The organism is Pseudomonas sp. G2-4, assembly GCF_030064125.1.
Lineage (GTDB): Bacteria > Pseudomonadota > Gammaproteobacteria > Pseudomonadales > Pseudomonadaceae > Aquipseudomonas.
The window spans coordinates 3,091,631-3,109,538 of sequence record NZ_CP125957.1 but is presented as its reverse complement, the minus strand read 5'-3'; the positions used below and the strand labels follow the sequence as shown (position 1 = coordinate 3,109,538).

General features: G+C 62.9%; 16 protein-coding genes. 8 read left to right on the top strand and 8 right to left on the bottom strand.

The window, feature by feature from the left end; genetic code table 11:
* Positions 1 to 28: 28 nt before the first annotated feature.
* The 4 genes from QNH97_RS13335 to pedF are packed head-to-tail and all read right to left on the bottom strand — an operon-like array spanning position 29 to position 3,092.
* Positions 29 to 964 (bottom strand): quinoprotein relay system zinc metallohydrolase 1, encoded by a 936-nt coding sequence (locus QNH97_RS13335; RefSeq protein ID WP_283557253.1) that lies wholly within the window; start codon positions 962 to 964, stop codon positions 29 to 31.
* A gap of 16 nt (positions 965 to 980) precedes the next feature.
* Positions 981 to 1,739, bottom strand: a complete 759-nt coding sequence (locus QNH97_RS13330) for a quinoprotein dehydrogenase-associated SoxYZ-like carrier (protein WP_283557252.1) — start codon at positions 1,737 to 1,739, stop codon at positions 981 to 983.
* 10 nt (positions 1,740 to 1,749) lie between these two features.
* The gene (locus QNH97_RS13325; RefSeq protein WP_283557251.1) at positions 1,750 to 2,625 is read right to left on the bottom strand and encodes a substrate-binding periplasmic protein; all 876 of its coding nucleotides are present in this window, start codon (positions 2,623 to 2,625) and stop codon (positions 1,750 to 1,752) included.
* 5 nt (positions 2,626 to 2,630) lie between these two features.
* Complete coding sequence (gene pedF / locus QNH97_RS13320) at positions 2,631 to 3,092, bottom strand: cytochrome c-550 PedF (RefSeq protein ID WP_283557250.1); 462 nt, start codon at positions 3,090 to 3,092, stop codon at positions 2,631 to 2,633.
* 304 nt (positions 3,093 to 3,396) lie between these two features.
* Between pedF and exaA the strand changes: the two genes are divergently transcribed.
* Positions 3,397 to 5,220, top strand: coding sequence for a quinoprotein ethanol dehydrogenase (exaA, locus tag QNH97_RS13315; RefSeq protein WP_283557477.1), 1,824 nt, complete (start codon positions 3,397 to 3,399; stop codon positions 5,218 to 5,220).
* Between the two features lie 146 nt (positions 5,221 to 5,366).
* Positions 5,367 to 6,011 (top strand): pentapeptide repeat-containing protein, encoded by a 645-nt coding sequence (locus QNH97_RS13310; RefSeq protein WP_283557249.1) that lies wholly within the window; start codon positions 5,367 to 5,369, stop codon positions 6,009 to 6,011.
* Between the two features lie 168 nt (positions 6,012 to 6,179).
* Here the strand turns inward: QNH97_RS13310 and QNH97_RS13305 are convergent, their stop codons facing one another.
* Together QNH97_RS13305 and QNH97_RS13300 are read right to left on the bottom strand one after the other, a co-directional pair.
* On the bottom strand, positions 6,180 to 6,818 hold the full coding sequence (locus QNH97_RS13305; protein WP_283557248.1) for a response regulator: 639 nt from the start codon (positions 6,816 to 6,818) through the stop codon (positions 6,180 to 6,182).
* On the bottom strand, positions 6,818 to 8,074 hold the full coding sequence (locus QNH97_RS13300; RefSeq protein WP_283557247.1) for a HAMP domain-containing sensor histidine kinase: 1,257 nt from the start codon (positions 8,072 to 8,074) through the stop codon (positions 6,818 to 6,820). Before QNH97_RS13300 ends, QNH97_RS13305 begins: the two co-directional genes overlap by 1 nt.
* 427 nt (positions 8,075 to 8,501) lie before the next feature.
* Between QNH97_RS13300 and QNH97_RS13295 the strand changes: the two genes are divergently transcribed.
* From QNH97_RS13295 to QNH97_RS13270, 6 genes are all read left to right on the top strand, one after another.
* A complete protein-coding gene (locus QNH97_RS13295) occupies positions 8,502 to 9,686 on the top strand; it encodes a lanthanide ABC transporter ABC transporter substrate-binding protein PedA1 (protein ID WP_283557246.1) in 1,185 nt (394 codons plus the stop codon).
* Positions 9,687 to 9,712: 26 nt separating this feature from the next.
* Positions 9,713 to 10,702, top strand: a complete 990-nt coding sequence (locus tag QNH97_RS13290) for a YVTN family beta-propeller repeat protein (protein WP_283557245.1) — start codon at positions 9,713 to 9,715, stop codon at positions 10,700 to 10,702.
* Positions 10,699 to 11,430: a lanthanide ABC transporter ATP-binding protein PedB/LutE gene (locus tag QNH97_RS13285; RefSeq protein WP_283557244.1), complete on the top strand. Its 732-nt coding sequence runs from the start codon at positions 10,699 to 10,701 to the stop codon at positions 11,428 to 11,430. Before QNH97_RS13290 ends, QNH97_RS13285 begins: the two co-directional genes overlap by 4 nt.
* A complete protein-coding gene (locus tag QNH97_RS13280; RefSeq protein ID WP_283557243.1) occupies positions 11,427 to 12,218 on the top strand; it encodes a lanthanide ABC transporter permease protein PedC in 792 nt (263 codons plus the stop codon). Before QNH97_RS13285 ends, QNH97_RS13280 begins: the two co-directional genes overlap by 4 nt.
* Positions 12,219 to 12,465: 247 nt before the next feature.
* A complete protein-coding gene (locus QNH97_RS13275) occupies positions 12,466 to 12,999 on the top strand; it encodes a PQQ-dependent catabolism-associated CXXCW motif protein (RefSeq protein WP_283557242.1) in 534 nt (177 codons plus the stop codon).
* Between the two features lie 55 nt (positions 13,000 to 13,054).
* Positions 13,055 to 13,720: a response regulator transcription factor gene (locus tag QNH97_RS13270; RefSeq protein ID WP_283557241.1), complete on the top strand. Its 666-nt coding sequence runs from the start codon at positions 13,055 to 13,057 to the stop codon at positions 13,718 to 13,720.
* Between the two features lie 197 nt (positions 13,721 to 13,917).
* Here the strand turns inward: QNH97_RS13270 and nahK are convergent, their stop codons facing one another.
* Both nahK and nosP read right to left on the bottom strand, forming a co-directional pair.
* Positions 13,918 to 16,560 carry a hybrid sensor histidine kinase/response regulator NahK/ErcS' gene (gene nahK, locus QNH97_RS13265; protein WP_283557240.1) on the bottom strand — a complete coding sequence of 881 codons (2,643 nt, stop codon included), beginning with the start codon at positions 16,558 to 16,560 and terminating at the stop codon, positions 13,918 to 13,920.
* On the bottom strand, positions 16,490 to 17,653 hold the full coding sequence (gene nosP / locus QNH97_RS13260) for a nitric oxide-sensing protein NosP (protein WP_283557239.1): 1,164 nt from the start codon (positions 17,651 to 17,653) through the stop codon (positions 16,490 to 16,492). The genes nahK and nosP overlap by 71 nt, the downstream gene beginning before the upstream one ends.
* Positions 17,654 to 17,908 lie beyond the last annotated feature (255 nt).

The following is a 17,908-nucleotide window of genomic DNA, read 5'->3' as shown; positions in this document are numbered from 1 at the left end:
TCGCCACAGGGGCTTCATACAGCCAGGGCTATTGCGGTTGGGCATCCACCCGTTTCATTCCCGCGCGTTCATAGCGCGGATACAAATGACTGACACTGCGAATCAGCTCATAGCGGCTCAGGCTGATCCCGGCGAAGCGCTCGGGGATGGGGCTGCGGATCATCTCGGCCATGTCCTCGCCCCGGGCCGCGCCGTCGCGCATCAGTTGGTCGAGCCAACCCAGGTAATCACGCATCTGGGCAAAGGGCTGGGCGTCAGTCGCCACTGGGCCGTGACCGGGCACGATCTGCTTCCAGGGCAAGGCCTGCAGGGTGTCGAGGTCGTTGAGCCAGACCTCCAGCCCCGGGCTGTTGGGGGTGGTCAGGGCGCGTTCGTAGAACACCAGGTCGCCGGCGAACAGCACACCCGTGGTTTCGTCGAGTATCGCCAGGTCGGCCCCGGTGTGCCCGGCCAGTTGCAGCAGTCGCAACGAGTGATTGCCCACCTTCAGCACGCCGGGCTCCAGTACCTGGGGCGGCAACACCACCTCGGTACCGCGCATCCAATCGCCCACCAGCCGGTACATGTTCTCTGCCATAGCGTCGCCTTGCTGACGCAGCAGGTCGGTGGTCCCGGCCAAGGCGCCGATGGGCACGTCGCTGAAGGCCTGGTTGCCCAGCACATGGTCGGGGTGATGATGGGTCAGCAAAACCTGGATCACCGGTTTGTCCGTGGTCGCCGCGATGGCCTGGCGCAGGGCCTCGCCGTAGCGTTTCGACGGCCCGGTATCGATCACCACCACACCGACGTCGGTGACGATGAACCCGGTGTTGACGATGTTGCCACCGTTGGCCTTGGCGAAATTCTCGGTGCTGCCTTCCAGCAGCCAGGTAGCCTCGGCGATCTGCCGGGGTTTGAGTGCATAGTCCGTACCGGCCCAGGCTGGCCCGTACAGGCTCATGAAAATCAGCAGCAACCAGCGCATGGGGCGCTCCTTTTGGTCAGGGGATCGCCGCCTCGAACGTGTTGCCGCCGTTGTCGCGCAGCACCAGGCGGGTTTTTCCCGGGCCTTGGATGTCGAAGCCCAGGTTGGGGTTTTCGCTGACCGCCGGAAACAGCTCAAGGCGCGCCAGCACCTGGCCGTCGGCGTCCAGCAGTTGGGCCTGGTTGAGGAAGAACTCAGGAATGCCGCTGACCAGGCCGTTATCCATCGGATGGGTCACCTGCAGGCGCAGGCGACTGCTTTCACCGCGGGGATAACGGGCCCCGAGCACTTCGCCCAGGTGTTCCTCCCACCCCGGCTGGGTGCGCACCACACTGGGCGCGGTGCAGCCGCCACCGGCCGCGTCGATCAGGGTCGAGCCGACGTGCCAGAGGCCATCGCGGGTCTGCACGGCGGCACGCAACGGAGTGGCTTGCTCGATACGAATACGGATCGACAACCAGGGCAGTACCCGCTCCCCTGGTTGGAAGTCGACGATTTTCGGCAACGGGTTCAGTTCGGCCCAGGCCAGTATCCGGACCACGTCACCGGTGAAGGCCCGGGCATCGATTTCCAGGGGCACCTGACGCGCATCCTCGGCAAAGGGTGGTGCCAGCAACCGGACCCGGTCATCGAACACGAACGGCGCGGCGCCCAGCAGTTGCTTGTGATAGAAGGCCCACATCACCGAGGGTACCGGATCCTTGCCCGGATCGACCGCCGCTTGCGCCGTCAACGACAGGCCGCACCACAGCAGGCACCACACGCCCCATTTCATCCCTGCGCTCCTATTGATACATCTCAGGCACTTCATACCGCAGGCCGTAATGGGCATAGACGTTCTTGACGCTGCCATCGCGGATCAAACCTTCCAGCGCTTCTTCCACCGCATAGGCCAATTGCCGGTTGCTTTCGTGCACCGCCATGCCGATTTCCCAACGTTGCTTGCCCATGTTCGGGTAGGCATTTTCCGCCAGCGCCAGTTGTGGATCGGCGGCCTCGTGGACCTGCCAGTCGATTTCCCCGCGCATGGCCATGACGGCATCGATTTCTCCGGCCTGCATGGCGCTGAAGGCCTGGCTGACGCCGGGGTAATGACGAGTCTTGCCGCTGAGCATGCCGTTGAACACCGACGTCAGGTAGAACGACGGCACGCTGTCGACTTCCACGCCAATCGGGTGCTGTTGGAACACCGCGACACTGCCTACCGAGTCGAGTCGACGGCGGTCATACGCCACCTGCCAGCATTCCTGCTGGTAAGGCCCGAACATCACCACCTGGGCGTTGGCCAACTCGCCGATGTCGTTGCGCTTTTGCACATAGTCGTGGTCGTAGGGCACGCGCATCATCAGGTCGGCCAATTGCCGGTCGTGCAACGGACTGCTGCGCCAGATGTAATCGCGCAGGTCGTCATCGAGTTTTTCCCCCGGCGGCGCCCAGATCAATTGCAGGCGTACGCCGAGTGCCTTGGCCAAGGCCTGTGCCAGCTCCACGTCCACGCCCCTGGGTTGGCCGTTGTCTTCAAAGCTGTAAGGTGCGAAGTCCTTGTAGACCGCCACCTTCAATTCACCGGCGGCGATCATCTCGTCGTAGTTGCGCACCTGCGCCTGTACCGCCTGGCTAAACAGCAGCAGGCTGCAGATGACCCATGCGAACAGGCGCATGGCGATCACTCCTCGACGTGCACGCTGTCGAGATAGGTGCGCACTGCCCAAAGGGCTTCCTGGCTTAAGTAGTCGGCCATTTTCGGCATGTAGACCCGGCCGTCGCGCACCGCGCCGTGACGTACGCGTTCGACAAACCATTCATCTCCGGCTTCGGCGGCGTCCAGCATCCGCAGGTCTGGCGCGATGCCGCCGGACTTGGCTTCCAGGCCATGGCACGCGGCGCAATTCTGGTTGTAGGCCGAAGAACCAATTTCTATGGCTTTGTCACGCTCGGGGGAGCTGCGATAGGGGTTCTGGGCAGCCCAACCATCAGCGTCCAGCGGCAGGTTGGTGTCCTTGATCGGGGTCAATCCCTTGGTTTCCACTGCCTGGGGCACTACGTTGCCATGGGCCCATACGGAGCCTGCGCCGGTCAGCCCTATCAGCAATGCGGTAGCGATGATGGCGTTGCGTTTTGTTGTCATTGTTATGCCCTCTGATTGCACGCAAGACCTCTGTGAAGAAGCCGTACCGTCATCTTAGGAACCCCCTCCCCCCAGCCGAATGCTCCTTTGGTGTTCGCGCTCTACTCCCTTGGTAGCAAGCCATCTGGGGCGGGTCGCAAAGACAGGCGGTTCGGGAACTCTTCCCGGCAAGGGCGGGACTTTTTCCGTATCGGCCGGGCCCGCGGCGAACCAACCTAGTCAGGCCAAAACCTTCACTGGGAACTGCACCATGACAATAAAAACGCAACCTGCCCTCTCGCCCCTGACCGTTGCCGTGCATGCCATGCTATTGGCCGGCAGCCTGGCGTTGAGCCCGCTCGCCAACGCCACAGCAACCCCAGGCGTGACCTGGGAAGACATCGCCAACGACCATCTGAGTACCAAGGATGTGCTGCAATACGGCATGGGCACCAACGCCCAGCGCTGGAGCCCGTTGGCCCAGGTCAACGACAAGAACGTGTTCAAGCTCACCCCCGCCTGGTCTTACTCGTTCGGCGACGAAAAGCAGCGCGGCCAGGAATCCCAGGCCATCGTCAGCGACGGCGTGGTGTACGTCACCGGTTCCTACTCGCGGGTGTTCGCCCTTGACGCCAAGACCGGCAAGCGCCTGTGGACCTACAGCCACCGGCTGCCGGACAACATTCGTCCGTGCTGCGACGTGGTCAATCGCGGTGCGGCCATTTATGGCGACAAGATCTACTTCGGTACGCTGGATGCGCGGGTGGTCGCCCTGGACAAAAACACCGGCAAGGTGGTGTGGAACAAGAAATTCGGCGACCACGCCAGCGGTTACACCATGACCGGGGCCCCGGTGCTGATCAAGGACAAGACCAGTGGCAAGGTCCTGTTGATCCACGGCAGTTCCGGTGATGAGTTCGGCGTGGTCGGGCAGTTGTTCGCCCGCGACCCGGACACCGGTGAAGAGGTCTGGATGCGGCCCTTCGTCGAAGGCCACATGGGCCGCCTCAACGGCAAGGACAGCACCCCGACCGGCGACGTCAAGGCGCCGTCCTGGCCGGACGACAAAACCACCGAAACCGGCAAGGTCGAGGCCTGGAGCCACGGCGGCGGCGCGCCTTGGCAGAGCGCCAGCTTCGATCCCGAGACCAACACCATCATCGTCGGCGCGGGTAACCCCGGGCCGTGGAACACTTGGGCGCGCACGGCCAAGGACGGCAATCCCCACGATTACGACAGCCTCTACACCTCCGGCCAGGTCGGCGTCGACCCGAGCACGGGCGAAGTGAAGTGGTTCTACCAACACACGCCCAACGACGCCTGGGATTTCTCCGGCAACAACGAATTGGTGCTGTTCGACTACAAGGACAAGGACGGCAAAGTGGTCAAGGCCACCGCCCACGCTGACCGCAACGGTTTTTTCTACGTGGTGGACCGCAATAACGGCAAGTTGCAGAACGCCTTTCCCTTCGTCGACAACATCACCTGGGCCAGCCACATCGATCTGAAGACTGGTCGCCCGGTGGAAAACCCCGGCCAGCGTCCGGCCAAGCCATTACCCGGTGAAACCAAGGGCAAATCGGTGGAAGTCTCGCCCCCCTTCCTCGGTGGCAAGAACTGGAACCCCATGGCCTACAGCCAGGACACCGGGCTGTTCTACGTCCCCGGCAACCAGTGGAAAGAGGAGTACTGGACCGAGGAAGTAAACTACAAGAAAGGCTCGGCCTACCTGGGCATGGGCTTTCGCATCAAGCGCATGTACGACGATCACGTCGGCAGCCTGCGGGCGATGAACCCCACCACCGGCAAGGTGGTCTGGGAGCACAAGGAGCCATTGCCGCTGTGGGCCGGGGTACTGGCAACCAAGGGCAACCTGGTGTTTACCGGCACTGGCGACGGCTTCTTCAAGGCCTTCGACGCCAAGACCGGCCAGGAACTGTGGAAATTCCAGACCGGCAGCGGCATCGTCTCCCCGCCCATCACCTGGGAGCAGGACGGCGAGCAGTACATCGGCGTGACCGTCGGCTATGGCGGTGCGGTGCCGTTGTGGGGCGGCGACATGGCCGAGCTGACCAAACCCGTGGCCCAGGGCGGGTCGTTCTGGGTGTTCAAGATTCCGAGTTGGGATAAGGCGACGGCGCAGAAATAACCCGACTCCACCTGGATTCTGATCGATACAACCATCCCTGTGGGAGCGAGCTTGCTCGCGATGGCGGCAGTTCAGCTTGCATTCATGTTGACTGACATTGCGCTATCGCGAGCAAGCTCGCTCCCACAATTGCCCGAGCTCATGCCATGAGATGTTTGTCATTGCTGCTTCTGTTCGTTGGCGCCTTCGCCAACGCCGACGAGACCGATACCCCGCTCACCATCAACGGCTGCATCATCGCCGAATCCAGCCAATGCCCCGGCGCCAACCTGCGCGGCGCCCAACTCGCCAACCAAGACCTGCGCAAAATGAACCTCAGCGGAGCCGACCTGCGCGATGCCGACCTGCGGCACGCGCGGCTGGACCTGGCGAACCTGGAACGGGCCCGGTTGCAGGGGGCCAACCTGAACCGTGCCAGCCTGCAACAGAGCAACCTGCGCCTGGCGGACTTCAGCGGTGCCACGCTCAAGGCGGTCCAGGGTTGGGGTCTGTTCGCCCAGGGTGCGCAGTTCCAGCGCGCCGACCTAAGCGCTGCGTACCTTCAGTTCGCCCGCCTGTCCGGCGCTCGCTTGCACGATGCGAACCTGCAGGCCGCCGACCTGGAAATGGCCTGGCTGAGCAAGGCCGACCTCAAGGGCGCCGACCTGCGTGACGCCAACCTGCAAGAAGCCAAATTCGGCGAAAGCAACCTGGAACAGGCTAACCTGAGCGGCTCTCGCCAGCATTATGGGAATTTCCAGGATGCGAACATGGAAGGCTGTACCGGTTGCCCGATGTCTTGGGATCAGTAAGGATTGCCACACAACCCCGTGGCGAGGGAGCTTGCTCCCGCTGGGCTGCGCAGCAGCCCCCCTCGCCCGGCCAACTCAATCAAACTGTCCTACCGAAGTGCCTGGTTTTGGGCTGCTTCGCAGCCCAGCGGGAGCAAGCTCCCTCGCCACGGGGGATCGCCATTCCCTTCACCCTGCCACCCGCACCACCCCCATATCAATCCCCAAATGCACCAGCTCGGCATGGGAGCTGACCTGCAGCTTGCTCTTGAGCAGCGTCAGGTGGTTGGACACGGTCTTGGCGCTGATGCACAGCTGTTCGGCGATGGTGCGCGCGGGGGTGCCCTTGGCGAGCATGACAAAGATCTCCAGCTCACGCTGGGTCATGCATTGCAGGCGCGGGTCGGTGTTGTGCCGGGAGCTGGTGCAAGCCAGTTGCGTGGCCAGGGACTGCTCGATGTAGGCATGCCCGGCCAGCACTCGCCGTACCGCTTCCACCAGTACCTGGGGTGCAGAGTTCTTGGTCAGGTAGCCGGCGGCACCGGCATCCAGCGCCTGGCGCACCAACGGCAGTTCATCGTGCATGCTGAAAAACAACACCCGCAGTTGCGGCAGACGCTGGCGCAGGCGTCGGGTGGTTTCCAGGCCGCTGATACCGGGCAGGCCGAAGTCCATGATCACCAGGTTCGGCACCTGCTCCTGCACTTGGCTCAGCGCTTCTTCGCCCGTGGCCGCCTCCCGGACCTGCAAGTCCGGCATCAGCGCCCGCAAGAGGCTGGCGTAGCCCTGCCGCACCACCGCATGGTCGTCCACCAACAAGATGTTCATCACGCCTCCAGGGGAATGTTCAAGGCCAGCGCCCAACCGGCGCCAGGCTGGCTGATGACGCGCAGCTCACCGCCCAGGCTGCGGGCCCGTTCGGACATCGAGTGCAAGCCAACGCCTGCGCGTGCGGGTTGCGCGGCTCCGCGGCCGTTGTCACGCACCAGCAAGCGCAAGCGACCGGCGCGGTGTTGCAGGCGGATCCGCACCTGCGTGGCGCCCGCATGGCGGGCAACGTTGGTCAGAGCTTCCTGCAACAAGCGATACAGATGGGTCTTGTCCGCCCCGGACAATGGCGGCAGCGCTTCGTCGATCCGCAGCTGACAGGCGATGCCCTGGGTTTCCTGCCATTGCCCGGCCAACAAACCGATGGCCTCGCACAACGGCAGATGCTGTAGCACCACCGGGTACAGGTCATGCACCAGCGAGCGGAAGCCCTGTTGCAAATGTTCACAATGATCTTCGAGCTGGCTGACGGTTTGCTCCACCACTCGCGGCTGATCAATCACCAGCCGCAACAGACAGGCCCGGGCACGAATGCCCGCCACGTATTGGCCCAGGTCGTCGTGCAGGGTCTGGGCCAGCAGGGTGCGCTCCTGTTCCTGTACGGCCAGCAGCGCTTGAGTCAGTCGGGTGTTATCGGCCTGCGACTGGGCCAGGGCGGCGGTCATTCGGTTGAAATGCCCCGCCAGCTGCTGCGCCTCCGGGACGCCTTCAGCCAACAGGCGCACCTGGAGATTCCCGGCGGACACCTGGCGCAGCGCATGCAGCAACTCATCCAGCAAGCGCATGCACCGGTGCACCGCCCAGCGAGTCACGAACAAACTGAGCAACAGCGCCAGCGCACAGACGCCCAGCAGTTGCACCAATGAATCGAGGATTTCCTCGATTTCGTCCCGAGGATCGACCGCAATCCAGGCGCGTCGACCGTCACGCAAATCCACCACTTGAGCCGCAGGGCCGTCATCGAGTAACCGGCGACCGAGCCAGGCCTTCATTCCACCTTCGACATCCGCAGGAAATAGCTCTCCTGCGGCCAGCCAACGGACGCGCACATGACGCAGGCTGCCGGTCAGCCGTGGCTGGAGACTGGCGGGGTCGCGCTCGGCGGTTTCGCGCAGGTAATGCACCACGGACTGGGCCGATTGCAGCTCGCGTTTCACATCGGCCATGGCCTGATGCAACAGCAGGGCTGCACAGACCAGGGTGACCAGGGCGAAAAACGCCGTTATCCAGAGGTTGATTCGCCAGAGGGCAGACATGGTTAGCGGTCCATGGCCGGGATGAAGTCACATCCCCAACGCCGGACACAAATCCCCTGTGGGAGCGAGCTTGCTCGCGATAGCGGTGGCTCAGTCGATAGGGATGTTGAATGAGATGCCGTCATCGCGAGCAAGCTCGCTCCCACAGGGGGGCTGGGGTGTTTGCAGATTTGATGTCCACTGCACGCTCCTTGCTTGCCAGACAACCGATCGACGCCGATCAGGCTCAGGACCAACAACACCGGCAGCAGCAGGGCTTTGAGAATCCGCACCATCTGTCCGCTCCTGGTGAATGACGATGACCTGCATCCTAAAACCCCAGCCCCGCCAGTGGTTTACTACCTTGGTACTGCCCCGGCGGTACTTTCTGCATATTCCCCCATGGCCTCAGGGTTCCTATGCTGGCGCTACCCGCAAAGGAGGTGGTATGCGCAGGCTTCTCAGTTACGTCTTGATCCCTTTGCTGGCCGCGGCCAGTGGTTGGCTGCCGGCCATGGTCCAGGCGGGCGATGCAGCGCCGTTGCAAGTGCGCATCGGCTATCTGGGTTATCGTCCCGACCCGGGGCCGCTGCTGTCCAACGTGATTGCCGAACCGGCCGATGCCGGGCTGAGTGGTGCTGAGCTGGCGATCATCGACAGCAACAGCACCGGGCGTTTTCTCAAGCACGACTACCGCCTGGAAAGCGCCAACGTCGACAGCCCCGAGGCTCTGCTCCAGGCCGCCCGCACCCAACATGATCAAGGCCTGCGGCTGTTCGTGGTCAATGCGCCAGCCGCGAGCCTGCGCCAGCTCAGCGCCGCCTTGCCGGACAGCCTGTTGTTCAACGCCGGCAGCCCCGACGACAGCCTGCGCACCACCGACTGCCTGGGCAACGTGCTCCACAGCCTGCCCGATCGGGCCATGCTCGCCGATGCGCTGGTGCAGTTCAGCGTGGTGCGCAAATGGCAGCGGGCCTTGTTGATCGTCGGCCAGACGGCCGAGGACCAGGCCTACGCCGCCGCCCTGCGCCGGGCCATGAAGCGCTTCGGAGGGAAAATCGTCGCGGAAAAAGCCTGGCAGTTCGACAACGACCAACGCCGTAGCGCCCAGGCCGACATGCCGCTGTTCACCCAGACCGCCGAGTACGACGTAGTCCTGGTGGCTGACGAGCGCGGCGACTTTGGCGAATACGTGCCCTACCAGACCTGGTACCCACGTCCGGTGGCCGGCACCCAAGGCCTGACCCCTACCGCTTGGCACAAGACCGTGGAAACCTACGGCGCCGCGCAGTTGCAAAAACGCTTCGAAGCCCTGGCCGGACGCTGGATGAACGACCGCGACTTCGCCGCCTGGATCGCCGTGCGCAGCATCGCCAGCGCGGTGAGCAAACTGCGCCAGGACGATCCGTTCGCCATCCGCCAACTGGCCCTCAGCGACCAGTTGCCACTGGACGGTTTCAAAGGTCGCAAACTCAGCTATCGGCCGTGGAACGGCCAACTGCGTCAACCGATTCCCCTGGTCCAGCCCCGCGCACTGGTCAGCACCTCGCCCCAGGAAGGCTTTCTGCACCCCACCAATGAAATGGACAGCCTGGGCTACGACCAGCCCGAAGTGAGCTGCCGTTACCCCTGATCGATAACAACAATAAGGAAACCGCCATGCGCCGCCCCCTGCTCCACCCGGCCCTGTTGTGCAAAGCCTTCACCTTGGGCGCTGCGCTGCTCGTCGCCGGCCCCGCCGCTGCCAGCATTGCTTGGGTCTCCAACGAGAAAGACAACAGCCTGAGCCTGATCGACATGCAGAGCCTGGAAGTCATCGAAACCCTGCCGGTGGGCCAGCGCCCCCGTGGCCTGTTGCTGTCCCACGACAATCGACTGCTGTACATCTGCGCCAGCGATTCGGACCGGGTCCAGGTGATGGACGTCGCCACCCGCAAAATCATCAAGGAACTGCCCTCCGGCAAGGACCCGGAGCAATTTGCCCTGCACCCCAACGACCGCTGGCTCTACGTGTCCAACGAGGACGATGCCTTGGTCACGGTGATCGACACCCAGACATCCGAGGTCCTGGCCCAGATCAGCGTGGGCGTCGAGCCCGAAGGCATGGCCGTCAGCCCCGATGGCAAGTGGGCGGTCAACACCAGTGAAACCACAAACATGCTGCACTGGATCGACACCAGCACCCAGACCCTGGCCGACAACACCCTGGTGGATCAGCGCCCACGCTTCGTCGAGTTCAACCGTGACGGTTCGCAGCTCTGGGCCTCGGCGGAAATTGGCGGCACCCTGACGATTCTTGACGTGGCCACACGCAAGATACTCAAGACCCTGACGTTCCAGATCAAAGGCGTGCACCCCGACAAAGTACAGCCGGTGGGCATCAAGCTCAGCGCCGACGGCAAGCTCGCGTTCGTCGCCCTGGGCCCGGCCAATCATGTGGCGGTGATCGACGCCCACACCTTCGAAGTGCTGGATTATCTGCTGGTGGGCCGCCGCGTCTGGCAACTGGCGTTCACCCCGGACCAGCGCCAGCTGTTGGCAACCAATGGTGTGAGCGGCGATGTTTCGGTGATCGACGTGCAGAGCCGCAAGGTGCTCAAGTCGATCAAGGTCGGGCGCTACCCCTGGGGCGTGGTGGTGACGCCATGAACGCACTGCAGGTCAGTGAGCTGAGCTTTGCCTATGGGCCGCGCGAAGCCCTCAAGCAGGTGAGCTTCAACCTGCCCATCGGCGGCTTCGCGGCGCTGCTGGGGCCCAACGGAGCCGGCAAGTCAACGCTGATTGCCCTGCTCACCCGCCTCTACGACGTACAACGCGGTGACATCCTGGTCGGTGGCCATTCGTTGCAGAACTCACCGCGAGCGGCCCTGCGCCAGTTGGGCGTGGTGTTTCAGCAGAGCACCCTGGACCTGGACCTGAGTGTCGAGCAGAACCTGCGTTATCACATCGCACTGCATGGTTTGTCGCGGCGTCAGGGCAGCGTCCGGATCGATGCCGAGCTGGCCCGCCAGCAACTGACCGAGCGGCGCCACGAGCGCGTGCGCGACCTTAACGGCGGCCATCGGCGCCGGGTGGAAATCGCCCGGGCCCTGCTGCATGAACCGCGCCTGTTGTTGCTGGACGAACCCAGCGTCGGCCTGGATCCGGCCAGCCGCCTGGCCCTGGGGCTACACGTTCGGCAACTGTGCCAGGAGCAAGGCATCAGCGTGCTCTGGACCACCCACCTGCTGGACGAAGTACGGCCCAGTGACAACCTGTTGATTGTGCATCAGGGCCGCCTGGTCGCCAGTGGCCGCGCCGACGCCGTGAGCTTGGAGCACGGTGGCACCCTCGGTTCAGCCTTCACGAACTTGACCACCTCGGGAGTTCAGCCATGAACGCGTATTGGCATTGTTTCAGCGGCATCGTGATGCGCGAATGGCTGCGCTTCGTGCTGCAACGCACGCGATTACTCAGTGCCCTGGTGCGGCCGCTGTTGTGGTTGCTGGTGTTCGCCGCCGGTTTTCGCGCAGCACTGGGCATAGCAATCATCGCGCCCTACGACACTTACATACCCTACGAGGTGTACATCGTGCCCGGGTTGGCCTGCATGATCCTGCTGTTCAACGGCATGCAGGGTTCGCTGTCGATGGTCTACGACAGGGAGATGGGCAGCATGCGCGTGCTGCTGACCAGCCCCCTGCCCCGGGCTTTCCTGCTGGCAAGCAAGTTGCTGGCGACCTCGCTGATTTCGCTGTTGCAGGTCTACGCCTTCCTCGCCATTGCCTGGCTGTACGGCATCCAACCCCCGACCATGGGCTTGCTGCTCGCCTTGCCGGCCCTGCTGCTGGTGGCCCTGATGCTCAGTGCCCTGGGTTTGCTGCTGTCCAATGCCATCCGGCAACTGGAGAACTTTGCCGGGGTGATGAATTTCGTGATCTTTCCGCTGTTTTTCCTGTCCTCGGCGCTGTACCCCCTTTGGAAGATGCAGGAAGCCAGTCCCTGGTTGTATTGGCTCTGCGCCCTCAGCCCGTTCACCCATGGGGTGGAGCTGGTGCGTTTTGCGTTGTATGAGCAGTTCAACCTGTTGGCGATGGCGGTGTGCGTGGGGTTGACCCTGCTGTTCGCGCTGTTGGCGGTGTGGACGTTCAATCCGCAGCATGCGGCGTTGCGCAAGGCCAATTGATCCTGCCCCATCCCAATATCCCTGTGGTCCTCTGTGGGAGCGAGCTTGCTCGCGATAGCGGTGTGTCAGTCAACATCATTGCTGAATGGTCCGCCGCTATCGCGAGCAAGCTCGCTCCCACAAGGGTTCTGAGCAGGCCCCCTACGGCTCAAATTACGACTTTAGTACCGGTTTTCATGTCTATGGTCGCATTCACAAGACCTCGACCCTGGCATGTAATGGGCGCATAACAAAAAGGATAAATCCTATGCCCCGTTTACTGGCGATGGTTTTGCTGGGCCTGGCGCTGAATGTCGCCCAGGCCGACACACCGCTGTTTTCCCCGCAAGGCTATCGCATCGCCCAGTACCGCAGCCCGACGCCTGCTTCCGTGGACGGCGCACAGACCCTCGACACCCAAGCGTTGCAACACCTGCTCGGGCAAGCGTCGCCTCCGGTCCTGATCGACGTTTACCGTCGGCCCTGGGTCCAGGGGCAGTTCATTGAAAATGAGCCCCACGCCAACCTTCCCGGCAGCCTGTGGCTGGCCAATACCGGTGACGGTGACCTTGACGCCACCTGGCAGGATTACCTGGCCTACCACCTGCGCAAGGCCACCGCCGGGCGGGTGGGTCAACCGCTGGTCTTTTATTGCCGCTCTGATTGCTGGCTGAGCTGGAACGCGGTAAAACGCGCCGCTGCCATGGGCTATAAACAGTTGTATTGGTACCGCGATGGCCTCGATGCCTGGGAGGCGGCCAATCTACCCTTGCAAGCGGCCCGGCCCGAACCCTTTCCCTGACCCTACAAGTGCGCACAACTGCCCTGCCCCTATGACAATAACGAGGTGAATGGCCATGTATAAAATCCTGATAGCCGACGATCACCCACTGTTTCGCGAAGCCATCCACAACGTCATCAGCGATGGGTTTCCTGGCAGCGAGGTGATGGAAACCGCCGACCTGGACAGCGCCCTGGCGCTGACCCGCGAGCACGACGACCTCGACCTGATCCTGCTCGATCTGAACATGCCCGGCATGCACGGGCTCAACGGTTTGATCAACCTGCGCAACGAAGCACCCACCATCCCCGTGGTGATTGTCTCCGCCGAGCAGGACAAACAGGTTGTGCTGCAAGCCATCACCTATGGCGCGGTAGGTTTCATCACTAAGTCCTCGCCACGCTCGCAGATGACCGATGCCATCGAGCAGATCCTCAATGGCAACGTGTACCTGCCGCCCGACATCATTCGCACGCAAAAAAGCCCAATGAGCCGGCGCCTGAACGAACACCCGAGCTTCCCACCGGAACTGCTCCAGGCCCTGACCCGCAAGCAACTGCTGGTGCTCGAACGCATGACCAAGGGTGAGTCCAACAAACAGATCGCCTATACGCTGGAGATCGCCGAAACCACGGTCAAGGCCCACGTCTCGGCGATCCTGCGCAAACTCAATGTTCACAACCGGGTGCAGGCGATCCTCAGTGCCGGGGATATTGATTTCGGGGCTTATCTGCGGCGGTGACCTGCTGAGCCCGAGGCCATGGGTCCCCTGTGGCGAGGGAGCTTGCTCCCGCTGGGCTACGAAGTAGCCCCAAAACCATTCACCCTGGTGTGTCAGGTTGATTGCGTTCAGCCTCTTTGGGGTTGCTGCGCAACCCAGCGGGAGCAAGCTCCCTCGCCACAAAAGGGGTCCGGCTCAAGGATTAAAAGGAGTCCGGCTCAAGGATTGCGGGGCTGGCCCAACAGATGACTCATCGCAATCTTCAACTTCATCGGCCGCACCGGCTTGTGCATCAGGGTGTGGCCGCGCTCGCGGATCTGCTGCTTGAGTTCGTTGCTGTAGTTGGCGGTGATCATCATGGCCGGGATCGGTGAAGCGCGGCGAGCGTTGATCCGGGCCACCGCATCGACGCCGTTTTGCTCGTTGTCCAGGTGATAGTCGGCGATCAGCAGGTCGGCCTCGGCATGGTAGTTGTCCACTTGGCGTGCCAGGTCCTGCTCCGACAGCGCCGTCACCACCACGCAGCCCCAGCCTTCCAGCAAGGTGCGCATGCCGGCGCAGATCGCCGCGTCGTTATCCAGCACCCAGATCCGTGCCCCACGCAGGCGTTCGAGCATTGGTTCGCTCATATCCAGGCACGGCAATGGTGTCGGCGCAGTGGCGCTCAGGGGCACTTCGACGGAGAACATCGAGCCCTTGCCCGGCCATGAACGCACCTGGATCCGGTGGCCGAGGATCCCGGCAATTTTCTCGACAATCGCCAGCCCCAGGCCCAACCCTCGATCCTGGTCCGGACGCTGCACGTCACCGCGCTTGAACTCCTGGAAAATTTCCTCCAGGCGGTTGTCAGCAATGCCGATGCCGCTGTCCCAGACCTCGATCGACAGCCTTTGACGATGTCGCCGGCAACCCAGCACCACCCGCCCACTGGGGGTGTAGCGAATGGCATTGCTGAGCAGATTGCGCAGGATCCGCGCCAGCAGCTGGATATCGCTGCGCACCAGGGCCGAACACGGCACGAAGTGCAGCGCCAAGCCTTCACTGCTCGCGACCTGGACATATTCGGCGGCCAGGTTATCGAGCAATTCGCTCAGGGCGAACGGTGCGATATCCGCCTTGATCACCCCGGCATCGAGCTTGGAAATGTCCACCAGGGTGCCCAGCAGGTTTTCCACGTCCTCCAAGGAGTGGCTGACATTGCGCACCAGTTGCGCGTTCGCCACCGGCTCACGGCGCTCGAGCAAGGCGCTGGTGAACAGCCGCGCGGCATTGAGCGGTTGCAGCAGGTCATGACTGACCGCGGCGAGGAATTTGGTTTTCGACAGGTTGGCCTGCTCGGCCTCGCGCTTGGCCTCCCTCAGGCGCAACTCCACCCGGCTGCGCTCGTCGATCTCCCGAAGCAACTGGTCGTTGAGGCAGGTCAGTTCGGCGGTGCGCTCCTGGACGCGCTGTTCCAGGTTCTGATAGGCCTGGTGCAGCGCCTCGGCGGTGCGCCGGCGTTCGGTGATGTCGCGGATCAACACGAAGATCCCCACCACTTCGCCGTTGGCCAAGCGGTTGGGCACATAGGAGCGCAACATGTAGCGTTCCTGGTTGTTGATGTTGGTTTCGGCGAACTCGAATGTCACGCTCTCGCCCGCCAACGCCCGGGCCACGTAGGCCTCCAGGCGCTGGTAATGCTGCTCGCTGTGGGCCTCGCGCAGGCTCTGGCCGAGCATCACGCCACGGGGCCAGCAATACCATTGCTCGTAGACCTTGTTGGTGAACTCGTAGACCAGGTCGGCATTGAGGTAGGCGATCAGCGCCGGCACATGGTCGGTGATCAGGCGGATCCAGCGCTCGCTTTCGCTCAGGGCTTCGGCGTGCTGATAGCGCTCGGTGATGTCGGTGAAGGTATTGACATAACCGCCGGTAGGCAGCGGATGGGTGCGGATCTCCAGGACCCGGCCATCCGACAGGCGCTGCTCGCTTTCGTGAATCAGTCGCCCGTTGTTGTCACGGCTGGTTGGCGTCAACAGGTGCAGCTCGCTGTCGGCGATGACCTCGTTGAAGGGCCGATGGGCGGCCACCGGAGCCAAGCCGCTGAGTTCCAGGAAGCGCCGGTTCCAAAGCTCCAGCACACCTTGGGCATTGACCATCGCCACGCCCTGGGACAGGTTGTCCACCGCGCGCTGCAACAGGTGGGACTTCTGCGCGATGGCCTGCTCGCGGCGCACGGTTTCACTGAGCTTGACGTCGGTGATGTCGGTAAACAGGATCACCCGCCCGCCTTCCTGGGTCGGCCGCTCGCTGACTTGCAACCAGCGACCGTTCTGCAACCGGTACAACACATGCTCGTCGGCCTGCCCCCGGGGCTCTTCGCTGAACAAGCCGTTGGCAGTCATCAAGCGTTTGACCTGTGAAAGACGCATCCCGGCGATGATGCGCACCCGGCTGTGGGCCCAGAACGCCTTGAAGCGGCTGTTGAACAGGACGATTCGCTGTTGTTCGTCAAACAGCACAAACGCATCGGAAATGCTCTCGATGGCATCGATCAGGTGCCGGTGGGCCGTTTCTGCCCGCAGCCGCGCCTCACCCAGCAAGTGATTGCCGGCCTTGAGCTCGGCCATCGCCTGATTCAGGGCGTCGGTGCGCTCGCGAACCTGCTCGGCCAACACCACCGAATGCTGGAACGCCGCGTACGGGTCGTTGCCCCGGGTCACTCCGGACTCCACCCGCTCGATCAACGCCTCATTGATGCGTCGCAATTTACGGTTGTCGTGCTGCAGGCGCTCAATCTGCGCCTGCAGCTCAGCGATGGCCAGGGACGCGATGGCGGGCAATGGCAACTCCGGTGAAGGTCTGGTTGATGTGCATGCCATTGAACTGTTCTCCGTAGGTGTTGAACCCCATCACCCGCTGTTCGCGCAGGAACTGGCCGATCTGCTCCACGCCACCACGATCCTCCAGTTCCAAGCGCCTGAGGAAGCAATCACAGCCGATGGTCAGCAACAAATCACCGAGGCGTGCCTGCAAGCCGTCGAACAGGCTTTGCAGATTGTCCAGCAAGGGACCGGGGGTCATCGCGGTGAGGACGATGCCGTTCTCCACTGCGCAGTAGAAACTCAGACTCAGGTCCGGGTGCACCTGCTGGATGGCCCGCACGTAGTACTGGTCGTTGATGCGCACCGCCAGTGGATGGGCAGCGAAAACCCGATAATCGAGCTCACTCACGGGCACGCCGATATGCCGGGCGTATTCCTCGGCGGCGGGTTCGGCGTTGAGTTCAAAGACCCGTCGTGAAGCGCTATCGGCACCCGTGACCACCAGTTTTTCTTGCCGAGGCAAGATGTGGTGGGTGGTGAACACTTCGAATTCCAGCCAGGTGTTGATCAGCAGCACGACCGCCGCACCACTGTGGAACTGACCTTCGAAGTACACATGGGTGTGGGTCAGGTAGTTGTCGTCGCCGGCCGAACCGCCGAAATGCGGGATGTCCCCGAGTGCGGCGCTCAAGGCCGCCAGCACCATTTCCTCGCGGCTGGACAGGCCGTCGAGCAAGGTCAACGCGAAACTGTGGCCCTTGATCGGGGCCAGGTCATTGCTGCGGCAACCGCTCGCCAGTCGCTCGACCATTTGCTGGGCGTCGATCAGGCTGAAGCGCTCCATTTCGCCGATCAGCTCGGCGGCTATGGAAAAATGCCGGTGGTCGAAACCCACCGCCGTCACGCAGTTGCGGCCATAACCCTGGGTCGTGATTTCCCCGGCGCTGGTGCACCCCACCAGGCGAATCCCACCGAAGCTCTGGGAAAGTGCTTGGCCAAGGGCCGGCAAGTCGAATTCGGCGGAACAGAAAAACAGCACGAAACCCAGGTGCGGGTGCAACAACTGCCGCGCCAACTCCTGGGCCACTTGCTGGACGTCTGTTGCCTGGGACATGGCGCTCACTACACCTTCGCTCTGGGCCTGCTGCATATTCGCCTCCGACGGGTGCGTGATAGGAACCTTGAGTGTACGAAGCCACGCCGGCTCCACGAATGCTACTTGGGTAGCGGGTGGGCGCTTCCATGGGAGGAGAACAGTGGCGGCCCCGGCCGCGATGCGCACGGCTGGGGTCACCACAAAACACTCGGACTTTGTTTGGAATGCCCTTGTGGCGAGGGAGCTTGCTCCCGCTGGGCTGCGCAGCAGCCCCCTTTCACGGTCTCCCCTGACTATCGGTTTGGGTGG

Bases quoted from the DNA above. Each gene is read 5' to 3' on its own strand.
- QNH97_RS13335 (WP_283557253.1), bottom strand. From the start codon at position 964: ATGCGCTGGTTGCTGCTGATTTTCATGAGCCTGTACGGGCCAGCCTGG.
- QNH97_RS13330 (WP_283557252.1), bottom strand. From the start codon at position 1,739: ATGAAATGGGGCGTGTGGTGCCTGCTGTGGTGCGGCCTGTCGTTGACG.
- QNH97_RS13325 (WP_283557251.1), bottom strand. From the start codon at position 2,625: ATGCGCCTGTTCGCATGGGTCATCTGCAGCCTGCTGCTGTTTAGCCAG.
- pedF (WP_283557250.1), bottom strand. From the start codon at position 3,092: ATGACAACAAAACGCAACGCCATCATCGCTACCGCATTGCTGATAGGG.
- exaA (WP_283557477.1), top strand. From the start codon at position 3,397: ATGCTATTGGCCGGCAGCCTGGCGTTGAGCCCGCTCGCCAACGCCACA.
- QNH97_RS13310 (WP_283557249.1), top strand. From the start codon at position 5,367: ATGAGATGTTTGTCATTGCTGCTTCTGTTCGTTGGCGCCTTCGCCAAC.
- QNH97_RS13305 (WP_283557248.1), bottom strand. From the start codon at position 6,818: ATGAACATCTTGTTGGTGGACGACCATGCGGTGGTGCGGCAGGGCTAC.
- QNH97_RS13300 (WP_283557247.1), bottom strand. From the start codon at position 8,074: ATGTCTGCCCTCTGGCGAATCAACCTCTGGATAACGGCGTTTTTCGCC.
- QNH97_RS13295 (WP_283557246.1), top strand. From the start codon at position 8,502: ATGCGCAGGCTTCTCAGTTACGTCTTGATCCCTTTGCTGGCCGCGGCC.
- QNH97_RS13290 (WP_283557245.1), top strand. From the start codon at position 9,713: ATGCGCCGCCCCCTGCTCCACCCGGCCCTGTTGTGCAAAGCCTTCACC.
- QNH97_RS13285 (WP_283557244.1), top strand. From the start codon at position 10,699: ATGAACGCACTGCAGGTCAGTGAGCTGAGCTTTGCCTATGGGCCGCGC.
- QNH97_RS13280 (WP_283557243.1), top strand. From the start codon at position 11,427: ATGAACGCGTATTGGCATTGTTTCAGCGGCATCGTGATGCGCGAATGG.
- QNH97_RS13275 (WP_283557242.1), top strand. From the start codon at position 12,466: ATGCCCCGTTTACTGGCGATGGTTTTGCTGGGCCTGGCGCTGAATGTC.
- QNH97_RS13270 (WP_283557241.1), top strand. From the start codon at position 13,055: ATGTATAAAATCCTGATAGCCGACGATCACCCACTGTTTCGCGAAGCC.
- nahK (WP_283557240.1), bottom strand. From the start codon at position 16,560: ATGGCATGCACATCAACCAGACCTTCACCGGAGTTGCCATTGCCCGCC.
- nosP (WP_283557239.1), bottom strand. From the start codon at position 17,653: ATGCAGCAGGCCCAGAGCGAAGGTGTAGTGAGCGCCATGTCCCAGGCA.